This window comes from Aestuariivirga sp., from assembly GCF_046093005.1.
Lineage (GTDB): Bacteria > Pseudomonadota > Alphaproteobacteria > Rhizobiales > Aestuariivirgaceae > Aestuariivirga.
Genome location: NZ_JBJTER010000191.1, coordinates 1 through 13,882, shown reverse-complemented (window position 1 = coordinate 13,882; position 13,882 = coordinate 1). Strand labels below are relative to the sequence as shown.

General features: G+C 64.6%; 15 protein-coding genes and 1 tRNA gene. 9 read left to right on the top strand and 7 right to left on the bottom strand.

Annotated features, from left to right (window positions below):
* From ACKOED_RS16095 to ACKOED_RS16075, 5 genes are all read right to left on the bottom strand, one after another.
* A partial coding sequence (locus ACKOED_RS16095) for an aminotransferase class I/II-fold pyridoxal phosphate-dependent enzyme (protein WP_408917646.1) occupies positions 1–832 on the bottom strand: 832 nt, incomplete at its 3' end.
* A 10-nt stretch (positions 833–842) separates the two neighbouring features.
* A complete protein-coding gene (locus tag ACKOED_RS16090) occupies positions 843–1,424 on the bottom strand; it encodes a hypothetical protein (RefSeq protein WP_408917645.1) in 582 nt (193 codons plus the stop codon).
* A 2-nt stretch (positions 1,425–1,426) separates the two neighbouring features.
* Positions 1,427–2,578, bottom strand: a complete 1,152-nt coding sequence (gene argE / locus ACKOED_RS16085) for an acetylornithine deacetylase (RefSeq protein ID WP_408917644.1) — start codon at positions 2,576–2,578, stop codon at positions 1,427–1,429.
* A gap of 233 nt (positions 2,579–2,811) precedes the next feature.
* A complete protein-coding gene (locus tag ACKOED_RS16080) occupies positions 2,812–3,747 on the bottom strand; it encodes an SMP-30/gluconolactonase/LRE family protein (protein ID WP_408917643.1) in 936 nt (311 codons plus the stop codon).
* Positions 3,748–3,752: 5 nt separating this feature from the next.
* Positions 3,753–4,952 carry an amidohydrolase family protein gene (locus ACKOED_RS16075; RefSeq protein WP_408917642.1) on the bottom strand — a complete coding sequence of 400 codons (1,200 nt, stop codon included), beginning with the start codon at positions 4,950–4,952 and terminating at the stop codon, positions 3,753–3,755.
* Between the two features lie 106 nt (positions 4,953–5,058).
* On the opposite strand from ACKOED_RS16075, the gene ACKOED_RS16070 reads away from it, so the two are divergent.
* Both ACKOED_RS16070 and ACKOED_RS16065 read left to right on the top strand, forming a co-directional pair.
* Positions 5,059–5,595 carry a HutD family protein gene (locus ACKOED_RS16070; RefSeq protein WP_408917641.1) on the top strand — a complete coding sequence of 179 codons (537 nt, stop codon included), beginning with the start codon at positions 5,059–5,061 and terminating at the stop codon, positions 5,593–5,595.
* 61 nt (positions 5,596–5,656) lie between these two features.
* On the top strand, positions 5,657–6,085 hold the full coding sequence (locus ACKOED_RS16065; RefSeq protein ID WP_408917640.1) for an OsmC family protein: 429 nt from the start codon (positions 5,657–5,659) through the stop codon (positions 6,083–6,085).
* On the opposite strand, the gene ACKOED_RS16060 is transcribed toward ACKOED_RS16065, so the two are convergent.
* Positions 6,075–6,716, bottom strand: a complete 642-nt coding sequence (locus tag ACKOED_RS16060) for a TetR family transcriptional regulator C-terminal domain-containing protein (protein WP_408917639.1) — start codon at positions 6,714–6,716, stop codon at positions 6,075–6,077. The two genes, ACKOED_RS16065 and ACKOED_RS16060, sit on opposite strands and share 11 nt — an antisense overlap.
* 115 nt (positions 6,717–6,831) lie before the next feature.
* Between ACKOED_RS16060 and ACKOED_RS16055 the strand changes: the two genes are divergently transcribed.
* The 7 genes from ACKOED_RS16055 to ACKOED_RS16025 all read left to right on the top strand — a co-directional run bounded on the left by ACKOED_RS16055 (position 6,832) and on the right by ACKOED_RS16025 (position 13,426).
* Positions 6,832–8,043, top strand: a complete 1,212-nt coding sequence (locus ACKOED_RS16055) for an aromatic ring-hydroxylating oxygenase subunit alpha (protein ID WP_408917638.1) — start codon at positions 6,832–6,834, stop codon at positions 8,041–8,043.
* A gap of 61 nt (positions 8,044–8,104) precedes the next feature.
* The gene (locus ACKOED_RS16050; RefSeq protein WP_408917637.1) at positions 8,105–9,211 is read left to right on the top strand and encodes a polyamine ABC transporter substrate-binding protein; all 1,107 of its coding nucleotides are present in this window, start codon (positions 8,105–8,107) and stop codon (positions 9,209–9,211) included.
* Between the two features lie 7 nt (positions 9,212–9,218).
* Positions 9,219–10,316 (top strand): ABC transporter ATP-binding protein, encoded by a 1,098-nt coding sequence (locus ACKOED_RS16045; RefSeq protein ID WP_408917635.1) that lies wholly within the window; start codon positions 9,219–9,221, stop codon positions 10,314–10,316.
* Between the two features lie 4 nt (positions 10,317–10,320).
* A complete protein-coding gene (locus ACKOED_RS16040) occupies positions 10,321–11,244 on the top strand; it encodes an ABC transporter permease (RefSeq protein ID WP_408917634.1) in 924 nt (307 codons plus the stop codon).
* Positions 11,241–12,086, top strand: a complete 846-nt coding sequence (locus ACKOED_RS16035; protein ID WP_408917632.1) for an ABC transporter permease subunit — start codon at positions 11,241–11,243, stop codon at positions 12,084–12,086. Before ACKOED_RS16040 ends, ACKOED_RS16035 begins: the two co-directional genes overlap by 4 nt.
* A gap of 15 nt (positions 12,087–12,101) precedes the next feature.
* On the top strand, positions 12,102–12,464 hold the full coding sequence (locus ACKOED_RS16030; RefSeq protein ID WP_408917631.1) for a cupin domain-containing protein: 363 nt from the start codon (positions 12,102–12,104) through the stop codon (positions 12,462–12,464).
* Positions 12,465–12,850: 386 nt separating this feature from the next.
* Positions 12,851–13,426: an HdeD family acid-resistance protein gene (locus tag ACKOED_RS16025; RefSeq protein WP_408917630.1), complete on the top strand. Its 576-nt coding sequence runs from the start codon at positions 12,851–12,853 to the stop codon at positions 13,424–13,426.
* Between the two features lie 72 nt (positions 13,427–13,498).
* Here ACKOED_RS16025 and ACKOED_RS16020 read toward each other — a convergent pair.
* Positions 13,499–13,574: transfer RNA gene (locus ACKOED_RS16020), tRNA-Val, on the bottom strand.
* Between the last annotated feature and the right edge of the window lie 308 nt (positions 13,575–13,882).

The following is a 13,882-nucleotide window of genomic DNA, read 5'->3' as shown; positions in this document are numbered from 1 at the left end:
AGGCGATGGCGTCGAGGCGTTCGGCGATGGCCGCGTCATTGGTGAGGATAAGCCCTGACGGCGGCCCGCCGAGGCTCTTATAGGTGCTCATGGTCATCACATGGGCGCCTTCGGCCAAAGGCTGCTGCCACTGTTTTCCAGCAATCATGCCCGACATATGCGCGGCGTCGAACATCACGAGCGCGCCCACGTCATCCGCGATCTCGCGGATCGCACCGATCGGATGCGGAAACAGGTTGAGGCTGCCGCCGATGGTGATGAGCTTCGGCCTGAGGCGCCGCGCCTCCTCTCGCAGCGCCGCGACATCGACCGAGAAATTCGCGGCATCGACGGGTGCGGGATGAGTCATCAGTCCATAGAGACCCGCCGCACCGGACGCGTGGTGGGTGACATGGCCGCCAATCTCCGGCGGCGGCGCGATGATCACATCGCCCGGCTTGGCCGCCGCCATGAACACATAGAGATTGGCGAGCGCGCCCGAGCCCACACGGATCTCGGCAAAGCGCGCATCGAACACCTCGGCGGCGAGTTCCGCCGCCATCACCTCGATCTTCTCGATGCCTTCGAGCCCCATCTCATATTTGTCACCCGGATAGCCGAGCGACGGCCGCGACCCGATGCCCGCCGCGAGCAGCGCCTCGGCCCGCGGGTTCAGCATGTTGGTGGCGGGATTGAGGTTGATGCACTGGCGCTCGTGGATGGCGTGGTTTTCTTCCACACAGGCCATCAGGGCGGCGTCATTCTCGTCGGCCGAAGCGCCGGCCACGCGCGCGGCCAGCGCCTGAATGTAATTCTCGGCACCCGCCGGAACCCAACCGCGCCGCTGCAACATCGCCTGCCCTCTACTCGCCGTTGGCAAAGGCGGCGCGCAGCACCGCGCGCTCGTCAGCGTCGAGGCGCAGGCTCGCCGTGGGCTGGTGGGTCTGCAAGCGGTCGGCCGCATGGTCGCACTGCGTGAAATAGGCGGCGAGCGCCTCCGGCCCGCAACCCGCTGATGGCGCAAGGCCGAGGAGACGGGTCGTTCCGCACAGCGATTCGAGATGGCCCACCAGATAGCCGGCATCGGCCAGCAGCGGCACGGCAGCGAGCCTGGTGCGCATCTGCGCACCTTTGCGCGGCGAGAAGCGCAAGGCCGGCAAAGCAGGAGCCAGCGCCTTTAGCTGGGCCACAAGCGCCTGGAGCGGCTGCACCCCCTCCTCCGCGTCAAGCCCGTGCTTCAGCGCCTGGTGGCGGGCAAAGCCCACGAGATAGCCGGCCGTGAAAGCGTACGGCGACACGCCGGGCTGCTGCGCCTGCGCGGCAAGGGCGGCGCGCGCCGCCTTGCGCAGCACCGCGGCGGCATGGTCCTCGCCGTCCTCGCGCGGAATCGCCGCCATCCGCAGGGGCGGCTTTTTCCGGCTCATGTTGATGTCGCGCCACCCCATGGCTAGGCCGCCAGCCTGTCCACCAGCCGCTCGAGCATGCGGTCGCACTGGGCCATCTGCGCCTCGCTCACATGCTCGTCAGGCTTATGGGCGACCGCGATGTTGCCCGGGCCGCACACCACGGCGGGCGTGCCGAGCGCCTTCTGGAACAGCCCGCCCTCGGTGCCGAAGGTGATCTTGCCGGTCGAATTGCCGCCGGTGAGGGCATGCACGAATTTCACCGCCTCGCTGTCCACCGGCGTGTTCATCGCCGGGTAGCTCTGGAGTTCGGCGAATTCAAAACGCGCCGCGGCGAACACGCCACGATAGCCCCGCGCGATGTCCTCGGCGGCGGCCCTGATGCGCGCCGCGATGGCTTCGCCGTCATCCTCCGGCAGATAGCGGATCTCGAAATCGAAGCTGCAGCGGTTGGGCACGATGTTCATCACTTCGCCGCCCTGCATCTTGCCGACATGAAGCGTCGTATAGGCCACCTCGTAGTCGCCGTCGCGAAGGCCGGTCTCGGCGATGTTCTTCTGGATCGCGCGAATGGCGCCGATCAGATCGGCGGCCATGTAGATGGCGTTGACGCCGATCGGCGCCAGGCTCGAATGCGCCTCCAGCCCGTGTGCTGTGACACGGAAGCCGAGCTTTCCCTTGTGCGCCGTCACCGTCTGCATCAGCGTGGGCTCGCCCACAATGCACAGCCGCGGCTTTACCGGCGCGTCCTTGAGGATGTCCAGCAGCCGGCGCACGCCGACGCAGCCGATTTCCTCGTCATAGGAAAAAGCCAGATGCAGCGTCGTGTTCAGCTTGCGCGCGGCGGCGATTTCAGCGGCCCTGAGGCAGCAGGCGATGAAGCCCTTCATGTCCGCCGTGCCACGTCCGTAAAGATTGCCGCCGCGGCGCTCAAGCCGGAATGGATCGGTGGTCCAGGCCTGGCCCTCCACCGGCACCACATCGGTGTGTCCCGAGAGCACGATACCCGGCTGGTGAGCGGGGCCGATGGTGGCCCAGAGATTGGCCTTGCGCCCGTCCTCGTTGTGGACGAGCAGCGATGAGACGCCAAAACCGGACAGAAAACGCCGCACATAATCGATCAGATCGAGGTTGCCGTCCCGGCTGACGGTGGGAAAAGCGATCAGCTTTTCAAGGTGTTCGAGGGATGTCATCATTGCCGAAAGATCACCATCTCAAAGCACGCTGGATGAGCCGCAAATTGATGCATGTCAAGGAAGGCCGGAAGGCTTGAGGCTAGATGTGATCTCACGATGGTTTCCGCCATCGTGGCGGTGGGGCGGATCTCTGAGAAAGTCAGCTGTCGCTTCGTTCCCCCTTTCCCGGGATTCCCCCGCCTCCCCCCATTGCCCCTGCTCTGGGCCCCGGTTCGCCGGGGCCCTTTTTCCTGTCATGGCCACTGGGCGCCGCAGCGCGCCGTCTCGATGGCATAGACCGAGGAGGTGGCGCAGATGAACATGCGCGACTTTCCGAAGCCGCCGAAGGTGAGATTGGCAACCGTCTCCGGCACCAGGATCTTGCCCAGCCGCTCGCCCTGCGGGGTGTAACAATGCACCCCATCGCCCGCCGAAATCCACAACAGGCCCTCGCTGTCCACCCGCAGCCCGTCCGGCACCTTCTCGTTGACGACCGCGACGACCCGGCTGTTGGCAAGCCGCTTGCCGTCCACCACCTGGAAGCCCCGCACATGGCGCGGGCGGCCTTCCTCGAAGCCGAAGCCAGTGCCGCCGGCATAGCCTGAATCGGCGATGTAGAGCTCGCGCTCGTCAGGCGAGAAGCAGAGCCCGTTGGGCCGGTCGAAATCATCGGCGACGACGCTCAATGCGCCGCTCGCCGGATCGAAGCGATAGACCTGGTTGTTGCCGATCTCGCTGTCGGCGCGGATGCCCTCGTGATCGGAAATGATGCCGTAGGGCGGATCGGTGAACCAGATGGTGCCGTCAGACTTCACCACCACGTCATTGGGTGAGTTGAACCGCTTGCCGTTCCAGTGGCTGACGATCACCTCATAGCGGCCGTCGAGATAGGTGCGGCTCACGCAGCGCCCGCCATGTTCGCAGGAGATCATGTTGCCGTCACGGTCACGGGTGTGGCCATTGGTGCGCTGGGACGGCTGGCGGAACACCGAAAGCCCGCCCGATGGCGACCAGCGCATCATGCGGTTGTTGGGAATATCGGAAAACCGGAGCTCGTTCAGCTCCGAGAACCACACCGGGCCTTCGGCCCAGATGAAGCCGGTGGCAAGCCGGGTGAGTGCGGCCCCGGCCGGAAAGAAGCCGAGGAAACGGTCCGAGTCGGGGGCGAGGCAGCTGGCGTGTCTGGTCATCAGCTTCAACCTTTCACAAGCGAAGGAATGCGGGTGGCGGGCGGCGTGTTGCGGCTGCGCTGGCATTTCACCTCGCCGTCGATCACCACCATGCCGATGCCGGGGAGATCGCCCAGCGCGATGCTGGCGAGCAGGTTGTCGCCGGCCGAGTGCTGCGCCTTATCCATGAACACGAAGTCAGCGGCACGGCCAATTTCGATGAGACCGCAATCAAGCTTGCGGACGCGCGCGGTGTTGCCGGTGGCGAGGCAGATTGCCTGTTCGGCGGGAAGCTCGCCCAGCGACGACAGCATCGACACCATGCGCGCAATGCCGAGCGGCTGCACGCCGGAGCCCGCCGGCGCATCGGTGCCAAGGATCACGCGATGCAATTCGCCCATCTCGCGGGCCAGGCGCAGCGTGTAAAGGGCGGCGCGCTCATTGCCATTGTGCACGATCTCGAGGCCGCGCTTGCAACCCTCGCAGATGCAGCGGATCTGGCTGTCGGGCAGCGCCGTGTGGCCGCCGTTGATGTGGCCCACCACGTCCGTGTCCGCTTCCAGCACCACGTCCTTGTCGATGAGGCCGGACCCGGGGATCGACGGCCCGCCGGTGTGAATGGTGCTCTGGATGCCGTATTGGCGCGCCCAGGCCACCATGCGCCGGGCGGTCGGCCCGTCCTTCACGCCGCCCAGCCCCACTTCGCCCAGCAGCTTCACGCCGGCATCGGCGAGGTCCTTGAAATCCTGCTCCGTCATGTCGGGTTCGATGCAGGGTGCCCCGGCATGGACCTTGACGCCCGAGGGACGGAAATTGGCGAACTGGCGCTGCGCCGAAATGGCCAGCGCCTTGAGGCCCACCACATCGCGCGGGCGGCCCGGCGTATGCACCTCGCCAGCCGAGATCATGGTGGTGACGCCGCCATTGAGGTTGGAATCGATCCAGCCCAGCTGGTTCTGGCGCGGCGTCCAGTCGCCCGCCACCGGATGCACATGGCTGTCGATCAGGCCCGGAGTGAGCGCCGTGCCATTGGCATCGATGATGTTGGTGGCGTTTTCCTGGTCCACCTCCCTGGCGCGGCCGATCGCCGTGATGCGGCCGTTCTCGGCCACCAGCGTGTCGGCCGCGAGGATCGGATTTTCGAGCGCGCCCGAGAGCATCAGCCCGATGTTGCGGATCACCAGCTTGCGTGGCCCCCCGGCGGGGGCTTGGGCGTCATGCGCCATGAGGGTCTCCTGACGAATTGCCGCTTCTGGCGCGGCTTTGAGGATGGCATACTGCGTCAGGAGAAAGAGGCTGTCGAGGCCGCAGGCTGCTGAGGACAAGCAAGCGATGAAGATCATCCGCCGCATGGATTTCCGCGAAGGCCGCTGGCGCAACGGCATGGGCGTATCCTGGGACATCGCCGCAGAGCCGCCGGAGACCGATGATTTCGGCTGGCGGTTTGCCACCGCGCGCATCGATGCCGATGTGCCGTTCTCGCTCTACCCGGAGGTGGACCGCATCTTCACGCTGATGTCCGGCGCCGGCCTGACGCTCGATTTCGCCGACCGGCCGCCACTCACGGTCGATCGCCGATTCGTTCCACACCACTTTGCGTGTGACGTGTCCGCCAGCTGCCGGCTGCATGGCGGCCCCTGCCGGGCACTCAACCTTTTCACGCGCCGGGGCCGCTGGTCAGCCTCCGCGGAGGTATTCTCCTCCGGGGCGGAACTCGAACATGATGGCCCGATCCTGCTGTTCGCGCTGCAGGGCGCCGCCGATGTCAACGGCCAGGCGCTGGGCGAGGGCGACGCCGCGGTGGCCGAGTACCAGGTCGATGCCGGCACCGAGGGCTTTCTCTTCGCGGCGCTGCTGGACCGTCACTGATTGGAGTTGGGGGCGTTTCAAGCTATGAGGCGGGCGGAACGGTCTTGAGAGAGGTTCAGCAATGAAAGCGCGAGTGCAATGGCTCGATGGGCGGGCCTTCGTGGGCGAGTCGGGATCGGGCCATGCCGTGGTGATGGACGGCGCGCCGGAGTCGGGCGGCCGCAACATCGGTGTGCGGCCCATGGAAATGCTGCTCCTGGGGCTTGGCGGCTGCACCGCTTTTGACATCGTGATGATTCTGGAGCGCATGCGCGAGAAGGTGACCGGGCTCGACATCGCGATTGAAGGCGAGCGCGCCGCCGAAGACCCAAAGGTCTTCACCCACGTGAAGCTGATCTACAAGATAACGGGCCGGGACCTCAAACCCGCCAATGTCGAGCGGGCGGTGAACCTCTCTGCCGAGAAATACTGCTCCGCCTCCGCCATGTTCGCCAAGACCGCGGCGATCGAGCACAGTTTCGAGATCATCGAGGACGGCGTCAGGCCCTGATCAGGCCATCCTCTGAGAAGTGCCGCGGAAACAGCGCGGCGGCGCAGACAAAGGCGGTAGCCAGCGCCTCCGGCCGGTCATAGGGCCTGGCGGAAAACATCAGTTCCAGCCACATGCCTTCGATGGCGAGTCTCAGGATGCGCGCCGCGCGCGCCGCGTCGACTGCGTAGGAGGCCTCGGTCACGAGCTTGCGGCAGGCGGTTTCGAAAGCATCGATATGGGCGCGGTCGTTCTCGCCGCATTGTTCGAGATAGAGCGGCCGGTTCTGCGCCTCGCCCCAGAAGGCGCACCAGGCGGTGAGCCGCTCCGCTGTCTGGCCGCCGCTTTCGAACTCGCAGAGAATGAGCGCGTTCAGCTGCCGGGCCGGATCAGGTCCGGCATCGGCCAGCGCCGCCGACCAGATCCGGCGGTGCTCTTCCGACATGAAGCGCAGGGTCTCCGCCAGCAGGCGTTCCTTGCTCTGAAAGTGGAAGTTGACCAGCCCGTGCGATACGCCCGCCGCCAGCGCCACATCGGTCAAGGTCATCTGCGAAAGCCCCTTGCGGGCGATCGTGGCGATCGTCGCCTCGATCAGCTGCTCGCGGCGCAAGGCGCGGCTGGCCTTGCGGCTCGATAGGGCGGGGGGCTCCATGAATTCCGTTTTGAAGCGGATTCTAGCCTATGTTTCAAGTGATTACCTCTCGAGGGAGGATTTTGATTGACAAGTCAGCCAAAATAATCAGAAAATATGAGGAGAGTTATCTGCCATGACCATGATCACCCCTCCCCGCGCGCCCGACTGGGACCGCAGCGGGCTTCCCGGCTGGACCTACCACAGCCCGGCGCTGCTCAAGCTTGAAATCCACGGCCTGTTCCGCACCCATTGGCAGATCGCCGGCCATCTCAGCGATGTGCCGGCGCCGGGCGATTTTTTCACGCTCGACATCGCCGACGACCGGGCGCTGATCGTGCGCGGCGAGGACGGCATCGTCAGGGCGTTTCACAACCTCTGCCGGCACCGCGGCTCACGGGTGACGGCTGAAGAGCGCGGCCATTGCAAGCGGGCCTTTGTCTGCCCGTTTCACGGCTGGGTCTACAACACGGACGGCACCCTGCGCGGCGCCGCCCGGCCCGAGAGCTTCGGCGCCATGGACCGTGGCCGCTTCGGCCTCAAGCCGCTCGACCTCGAGATCTTCATGGGCTTCATCTTCATCCGCTTCCAGCCCGGGCCACAGCCGGCGGTGGCCCAGATGTTGAGCCCGGTCGCCGCGGATATGGCGGACTACCGCCTCGCGGACCTGGTTCCGGCATCGAAGGCATTCACGGCAACCGTCCCGGTGAACTGGAAGTCGGTGCGCGACGTTGACAATGAAGGCTACCATGTGGCCATGGCGCATCCCGCCCTGCACGACCTCTACGGCAACGACTACACCGACCAGAGCTATGTGAACGGCGTCAGCCGCGCGCTCGGACGTTTTAACGCCGGCGGCGGCAGGCTGTGGAGCGTCCGGCACTATCGGGCGCTCAGCACGGGTCCGGACTGGCTGCCGGAGGATAAGCGCCGGGTATGGGGCTATTACGGGCTGTTTCCCAACGCGGTGATCGCGGTAACTCCCGAACAGGTCCTGTTTTATCAGGAATTCCCGAATGATGTTCAATCCACGGTGATCCGCGCCGCGGTCTACCGGAGGCCAGGGGAAACCCGCCGCGAGCGGCTGTCGCGCTACCTCGCAGCGCGCATTGACCGCGCCACCTCGAAGGAAGACATCCAGCTCTCGATCTGGTCCAACGAGTCGATGAAGTCCTGTGGGTTCGACGGTTTCCATCTGTCTGATCTCGAAAAAGTGGTGCGCGGCCACCATGACCTGCTGCGGGACTTGTTCCCGGTGATGAACCAGCCGGCAGCCCCGCCGGAAACCGGGATCGCCCGGTTGAACGCGCAGTTGCGCGCCGCCCGGGCAGCCGCAACCGTGGCTTGACATTCGGCCGCTGTCCGCAACAACCTTGGGGCCAGGATCGGACCCCCAGGGAGAAACCGCCATGAGACTGAACCGGCGCAAGGCAAGCGGCCTGATCGCAACCTCTGGCCTGCTGGCCATGCCCTTCGTCAGACGGGCCCGGGCCGAGGACCAGGTCCTCAACGTCTACAACTGGGCGGACTACATCGGCGAGACGACGATCGAGGATTTCCAGTCGCGCACCGGCATCGCCGTCACCTATGACACCTACAGTTCGGCCGAGGAGATGCAGGCCAAGATGCTGGCCGGCTCATCGGGTTATGACGTCGTCGTCACAGCGGGAATTACGGCGCCCATTTTCATCAAGGCTGGCGTCTACCAGAAGATCGACCGCGCCAGACTCCCTGGCTGGAAGGATCTCGACCCTGAGGTGCTGCGCATCCTCAGCGGCTGGGATCCCGGCAATGATTATGGCGTCCCCTACATGTGGGGATCGGTCGGCGTGACCTTCAACATGGACATGCTGCGCGAGCGCATCCCGGACGCCAACCCCGACTCGCTCGATCTGATCTTCAAGCCGGAGAACGCGGCGAAGCTTGCCGATTGCGGCATCTCGGTGCTGGACAGCCCGACGGATGTGTTCCCGATGATGCTGCGCTATCTCGGCAAGGACGGCGACACCGCCAACGTCGAGGACTACCAGGCGGTCGTCGAGGCCTTCAAGCCGGTGCGCGCGTACATCCGCACCTTCGACAACACCAATTACCTCAACGCTATTCCCAACAAGGAGCTCTGCGTCATCAACAACTGGTCGGGCGACTATTCCACCGCCAGGACGCGCGCCGCCGAGGCCGGCATCGAGATCAACCTCGAATACCACGTGCCGGAAACCGGCGCTCCGGCCTGGGCCGATTGCCTGAGCATGCCCAGCGATGCCGCGCATGTCGAGGCAGGCTACAAGTTCCTCGCCTACATGCTGGAACCCGAGGTGATCGCCAAATGCACCAATTTCATCAACTACGCCAACGCCAATCTGGCCTCCAAGGCGTTCGTGGATCCGGCGATCCTCGCCAATCCCGCCGTCTACCCCGATGACAAGGTGAAGGCGAGGCTGTGGGCGCCGAAACCCTTCAGCCCCGAGCAGGACCGCGCCATGACGCGCGCCTGGCAGACGATCAAGTCCGGCTGAAGCGGCCATGGCCGAGGCAGGGCCTCAGCCCTTCATCCGCATCGCGGGTGTCAGCAAGCGCTTCGGCGGCTTCACCGCGGTGAACAACGTCTCGCTCGACATCATGAAGGGCGAGATGTTCGCGCTGCTCGGCGGTTCCGGCTGCGGCAAGACCACGCTGTTGCGCATGCTCGCGGGTTTCGAAACCGCATCGGAAGGCCGGATCTTCATCGACGGCCAGGACATGGCCGAAATCCCGCCTTACGAGCGGCCGGTGAACATGATGTTCCAGTCTTACGCGCTGTTTCCGCACATGACGGTTGAAGCCAATGTCGGTTACGGCCTCAAATATGAGGCGATGAGCAAGGCCGAGCGCGGCAATCGCGTGCAGGAAATGCTCGAACTCGTGCAGCTTGCGGGTTTCGCGGGACGCAAGCCGCATCAGCTGTCGGGCGGGCAGCGCCAGCGCGTGGCGCTGGCCCGCGCGCTGGCCCGCCAGCCCAAGCTCCTGCTGCTCGACGAGCCGCTCGCCGCCCTCGACAAGAAGCTGCGCGAGCAGACGCAATTCGAGATCATGAGCATCCAGCAGCGCACCGGAATCACGTTCGTCGTTGTCACCCATGACCAGGAAGAGGCGATGACGCTGGCTGACCGCATCGCGGTGATGGACAAGGGCGCGATCCGCCAGCTGGGCCCTCCCGCCGAAGTCTATGAACGGCCCAACAGCCGCTTCGTGGCGGGCTTCATCGGTTCGATCAACATGTTCGAGGGCGAGGTCGTGGCCGATGGCGGCGGGCTCGCCGTCGCGGCGCCGGTGCTCGGGTCGCCGGTGCAGGTCGCGGAAATCGACGCGAAACCAGGTGATAAGGTGACGCTCGCCATCCGCCCCGAGAAGATATCGATCAGCCGGGAACGGCCCGCCGCCGCCAATTGCTTCGAAGGGACCGTGAAGGACCTCGCCTATTTCGGCAAGGACTCGCTGTTCCGGGTCGCCCTGCCATCGGGCGCGCTGGTGTCGGTCAGCAGCGTCAACCGCGAGCGTGGGCGCAACACCGGCGCGGCGGACTGGGGCGAGAAGGTGTGGCTCTCCTTCGCGCCGCCGGCGGCCATCGTGCTGAAGGACTAGGGGCATGGCGGGCCGCGGGGCACGGTGGTTCGACCGGCGGGGCTGGCGCGACCTGATCATCGGGGTGCCCTATCTCTGGCTCATCGTCTTCTTCCTCGCCTCCTTCGCGATCGTCATCGCCATGAGCTTCGCGCTGCGCTCCGAGCAGTCTCCGCCCTTCGCCTTTCCCGCGGAATGGCCCCACATCAGCTGGGAGAACTATCAGCGGCTGGCGTCTGACTCCCTCTATCTCCGCGCCTTTCTGACGTCTCTGTGGAACGCCGCGCTGGCCACCCTGTTTTGCCTGCTTATCGGCTATCCCATGGCGCTCGGCATCACGCGGGTCAGCCGCAGCTGGCGCAGCCTGCTCCTGATGCTGGTGATCCTGCCGTTCTGGACGTCGTTCCTGCTGCGGGTCTATGCGTGGATGGGCCTCCTCGGCAACAACAGCTGGTTCAACAAGGCGCTGACGGCGGCGGTCAACGCCGTGCTGCCCGCCGAGAGCGCGCTCAAGGCGATCCCGATGATGAACAGCAATTTCGCCGTCGTGCTGGTGATGGTCTATTCCTACCTGCCGTTCATGATCCTGCCGCTCTACGCCAATCTCGAACGCCTCGACCGCAGCCTTGACGAGGCGGCGACCGATCTCGGGTCCAGGCCCTGGCAGGTGTTCAAGGACATCACCCTGCCGCTCAGCGTGCCGGGCATCGTGGCCGGCGGGCTTCTCGTCTTCATCCCGGCGTCGGGCGAACTCGTCATCCCGAGCCTTGTCGGCAACGCCAGCGATCCGATGATCGGCCGCATCATCAATGACGAATTCGCCTCTGCGCGAGACTGGCCGATGGCGTCTGCCGTGGCGGTGGCGCTGCTTCTGCTGCTGGTCGTGCCGATCATGGCCTATAGTTATTTCGAGAGACGCGCCCAGGACCGCGCCGCGGGTGCGGCATGAACCGGCGCCCCCTCTTCCTCATCTCCTGCCTGTGTTTCGGCTTCGCCTTCTTCTATGTGCCGATCATCTCGCTCATCGTGTTTTCCTTCAACAAGTCGCGGCTCGCCACGGTGTGGGGCGGCTTCTCCACCCAGTGGTATGGCAAGCTCCTCAGGAATGAGCAGGTCCTGGATGCGGCGATGCTTTCGCTGCGGATCGCGCTCGTCAGCGCCACGCTGGCCACCATCCTCGGGGCCATGGCGGGCATTGCGCTGGCGCGTTTCCAGCGCTTCCGCGGCCGCACCATTTTCTCCGGCCTGGTCACGGCGCCGCTGGTCATGCCGGAGGTGATCACCGGGATTTCCCTGCTGCTGCTGTTCATCTTCATGGCGGAATGGATCGGCTGGCCGGGCGCCCGCGGCTTCACGACCGTGACCATCGCCCATATCACCTTCACCATGACCTATGTGACGGTGGTGGTGCAGTCTCGCCTGTCGTCGATGGACCTGGCGATCGAGGAGGCGGCGATGGACCTCGGCGCCAGGCCCTGGCAGGTGCTGCGCGACGTGACCCTGCCGGTGATCGCCCCGGCGCTGCTGTCGGGTTGGCTCCTTGCCTTCACCATTTCGCTCGACGATGTGGTGATCACCAGCTTCACCACCGGCCCCGGCTCGACGACGCTGCCGATCCTGATCTGGAGCAAGGTGCGGCTCGGCGTAACGCCGGACATCAACGCGCTGGCCACGGTGATCATCACCATCGTGACCGTGGGGGTGATCATTGCCACACTCGTAATGAACCGTGCCGAACGGCGTCGCGAGCGTGACATCCAGGCGGCGCTCGCGCAAAACCATTCCAGCTAACAGGAGACAGCCCTCATGAAACCCGTCAAACCCGCCGACCGCCGCATCGCCAATGTCTACGAAGCCCCATTCACGCCCTTCGTGTACCCGGACGGCGTGGCGCTGGGCGACGGTGTCCTGCAACTGAACGATGCAGAGCCCCTGGGGGTCGGCTTTCATGTCTACCGTATGCCGCCCGGCATGACCTCAAGGCCGCACCGCCACAACGGCCACGAGCAGTTCCTCATCCTCGAAGGCGAACTGATCGAAAATGACGGCACGGTGTTCCGCAAGGGCGACCTGGTGTGGCTGCGGGACGGCACCGAGCATTGCTCCTACACGCCCAATGGCTGTCTTCTCGCGGTCCACATCGCCGGACCTGAAACAACGGTGGAGTGATTTCCCGGCAAGAGGCTTCAATCTCAAGCTGTACATGCCGCTATACGATCTGAAGAGACCGGCTTTCGGAATTTGCATGGCTCGTGCCAGAATGCTGCGGCCTTCGTAAAAACAATGGCTTAGCGGTCCCCACATGCGCTGTAGCGCAGCCCCTGGGGTCTGGCGGCGCCCGGCCAAATCAGCCTATGGTCAGGCCACTGTCAGGCGGCTGTCTGGCAGCTTCTTTGCAGCACTTGCCCGCCTCGCCTCCGTGACCCGGAGCAGGCGGGCATTTTTCCGGGACGCCCCTACGAAAGGCGGCAGCGCCCTTTCCCTTTAATTCCTTGGGACTCACCCGGAAATGCGGTAGTTCTACCTATGGGGAACTTCATGGAGGAGGGAAAAACATGAACACTCAAACTGCCAAGAGCCTCGGGCCAGGCGCCGAGATACTTCACGGTCTCGCCAAGAACTGGTGGGCTGTATTGCTGCGCGGCCTCGCCGCGATCGTGTTCGGCATCCTGGCCCTCGCCTGGCCGGGAATCACTATCTGGAGCCTGATCATCGTATGGGGCGCCTATGCGCTGGTCGATGGCGTTTTCGCCATCATCTCGGCGGTCACCGGCGGAACGCCCGCCCCGCGCTGGTGGATGGCGGTGGTCGGCGTCGTCGGCATCCTGGCGGGCATCGTCGCTTTTGTTAATCCGCTGCTCACCGGCGTCACCCTGCTCATGCTGATTGCCGCATGGGCCATCGTCTCCGGCATCTTCGAGATCGTCGGGGCCATCCGGCTCCGCAAGGAGATCGACAATGAATGGCTGCTGATCCTGCACGGCATCATCTCCGTGCTGTTCGGCCTGTTCCTGTTCTACAGCCCGGGCGCTGGCGCCCTCGCGATGATCTGGGTGATCGGCGCCTATGCCATCGTCGGCGGCGTGCTGCTCTGCATCCTGTCCTTCCAGCTCAAGAAGCACGCGCACTGAGACGTCACGAATTCCAAGGAGCGGTCCCGCCGGGGCCGCTCTTTTCTTTTGGCGCTGATGAATGCCGGATGATGGTGGGCGATACTGGACTCGAACCAGTGACCCCTGCGATGTGAACACAGTGCTCTACCAACTGAGCTAATCGCCCTTATTCAAGGGTGACGGGCGTATAGGCGGAAGGCTGGGCGCAAGTCTTTGTCAAATCGACGTATTGTATCTAAGTTACAGCTAGGATGGTCGTTTGTCTATTGCAAGGTACAAGACACATATAGACTTTGGCACTTCGCAGCTGTGCCACAGGCTTGACAGAATGCTTCTAGAGCGGCACCCTATCTGAATGAATCTTTTTGGGATTCCCAAATCAGCGAGAAAATGATTCACACTGTCTGCCGGGTTTGGAGGCCGGCAGTCATGTCGAAAGCGCTGTCACTCGATCTCAGGGTCCGGGTCCTGGCC

Coding starts and splice junctions, on each gene's coding strand:
- ACKOED_RS16040 (WP_408917634.1), top strand. CDS start 10,321: ATGGCGGGCCGCGGGGCACGGTGGTTCGACCGGCGGGGCTGGCGCGAC.
- ACKOED_RS16045 (WP_408917635.1), top strand. CDS start 9,219: ATGGCCGAGGCAGGGCCTCAGCCCTTCATCCGCATCGCGGGTGTCAGC.
- ACKOED_RS16070 (WP_408917641.1), top strand. CDS start 5,059: ATGAAGATCATCCGCCGCATGGATTTCCGCGAAGGCCGCTGGCGCAAC.
- ACKOED_RS16055 (WP_408917638.1), top strand. CDS start 6,832: ATGACCATGATCACCCCTCCCCGCGCGCCCGACTGGGACCGCAGCGGG.
- ACKOED_RS16035 (WP_408917632.1), top strand. CDS start 11,241: ATGAACCGGCGCCCCCTCTTCCTCATCTCCTGCCTGTGTTTCGGCTTC.
- argE (WP_408917644.1), bottom strand. CDS start 2,578: ATGATGACATCCCTCGAACACCTTGAAAAGCTGATCGCTTTTCCCACC.
- ACKOED_RS16090 (WP_408917645.1), bottom strand. CDS start 1,424: ATGGGGTGGCGCGACATCAACATGAGCCGGAAAAAGCCGCCCCTGCGG.
- ACKOED_RS16025 (WP_408917630.1), top strand. CDS start 12,851: ATGAACACTCAAACTGCCAAGAGCCTCGGGCCAGGCGCCGAGATACTT.
- ACKOED_RS16060 (WP_408917639.1), bottom strand. CDS start 6,716: ATGGAGCCCCCCGCCCTATCGAGCCGCAAGGCCAGCCGCGCCTTGCGC.
- ACKOED_RS16075 (WP_408917642.1), bottom strand. CDS start 4,952: ATGGCGCATGACGCCCAAGCCCCCGCCGGGGGGCCACGCAAGCTGGTG.
- ACKOED_RS16030 (WP_408917631.1), top strand. CDS start 12,102: ATGAAACCCGTCAAACCCGCCGACCGCCGCATCGCCAATGTCTACGAA.
- ACKOED_RS16080 (WP_408917643.1), bottom strand. CDS start 3,747: ATGACCAGACACGCCAGCTGCCTCGCCCCCGACTCGGACCGTTTCCTC.
- ACKOED_RS16050 (WP_408917637.1), top strand. CDS start 8,105: ATGAGACTGAACCGGCGCAAGGCAAGCGGCCTGATCGCAACCTCTGGC.
- ACKOED_RS16065 (WP_408917640.1), top strand. CDS start 5,657: ATGAAAGCGCGAGTGCAATGGCTCGATGGGCGGGCCTTCGTGGGCGAG.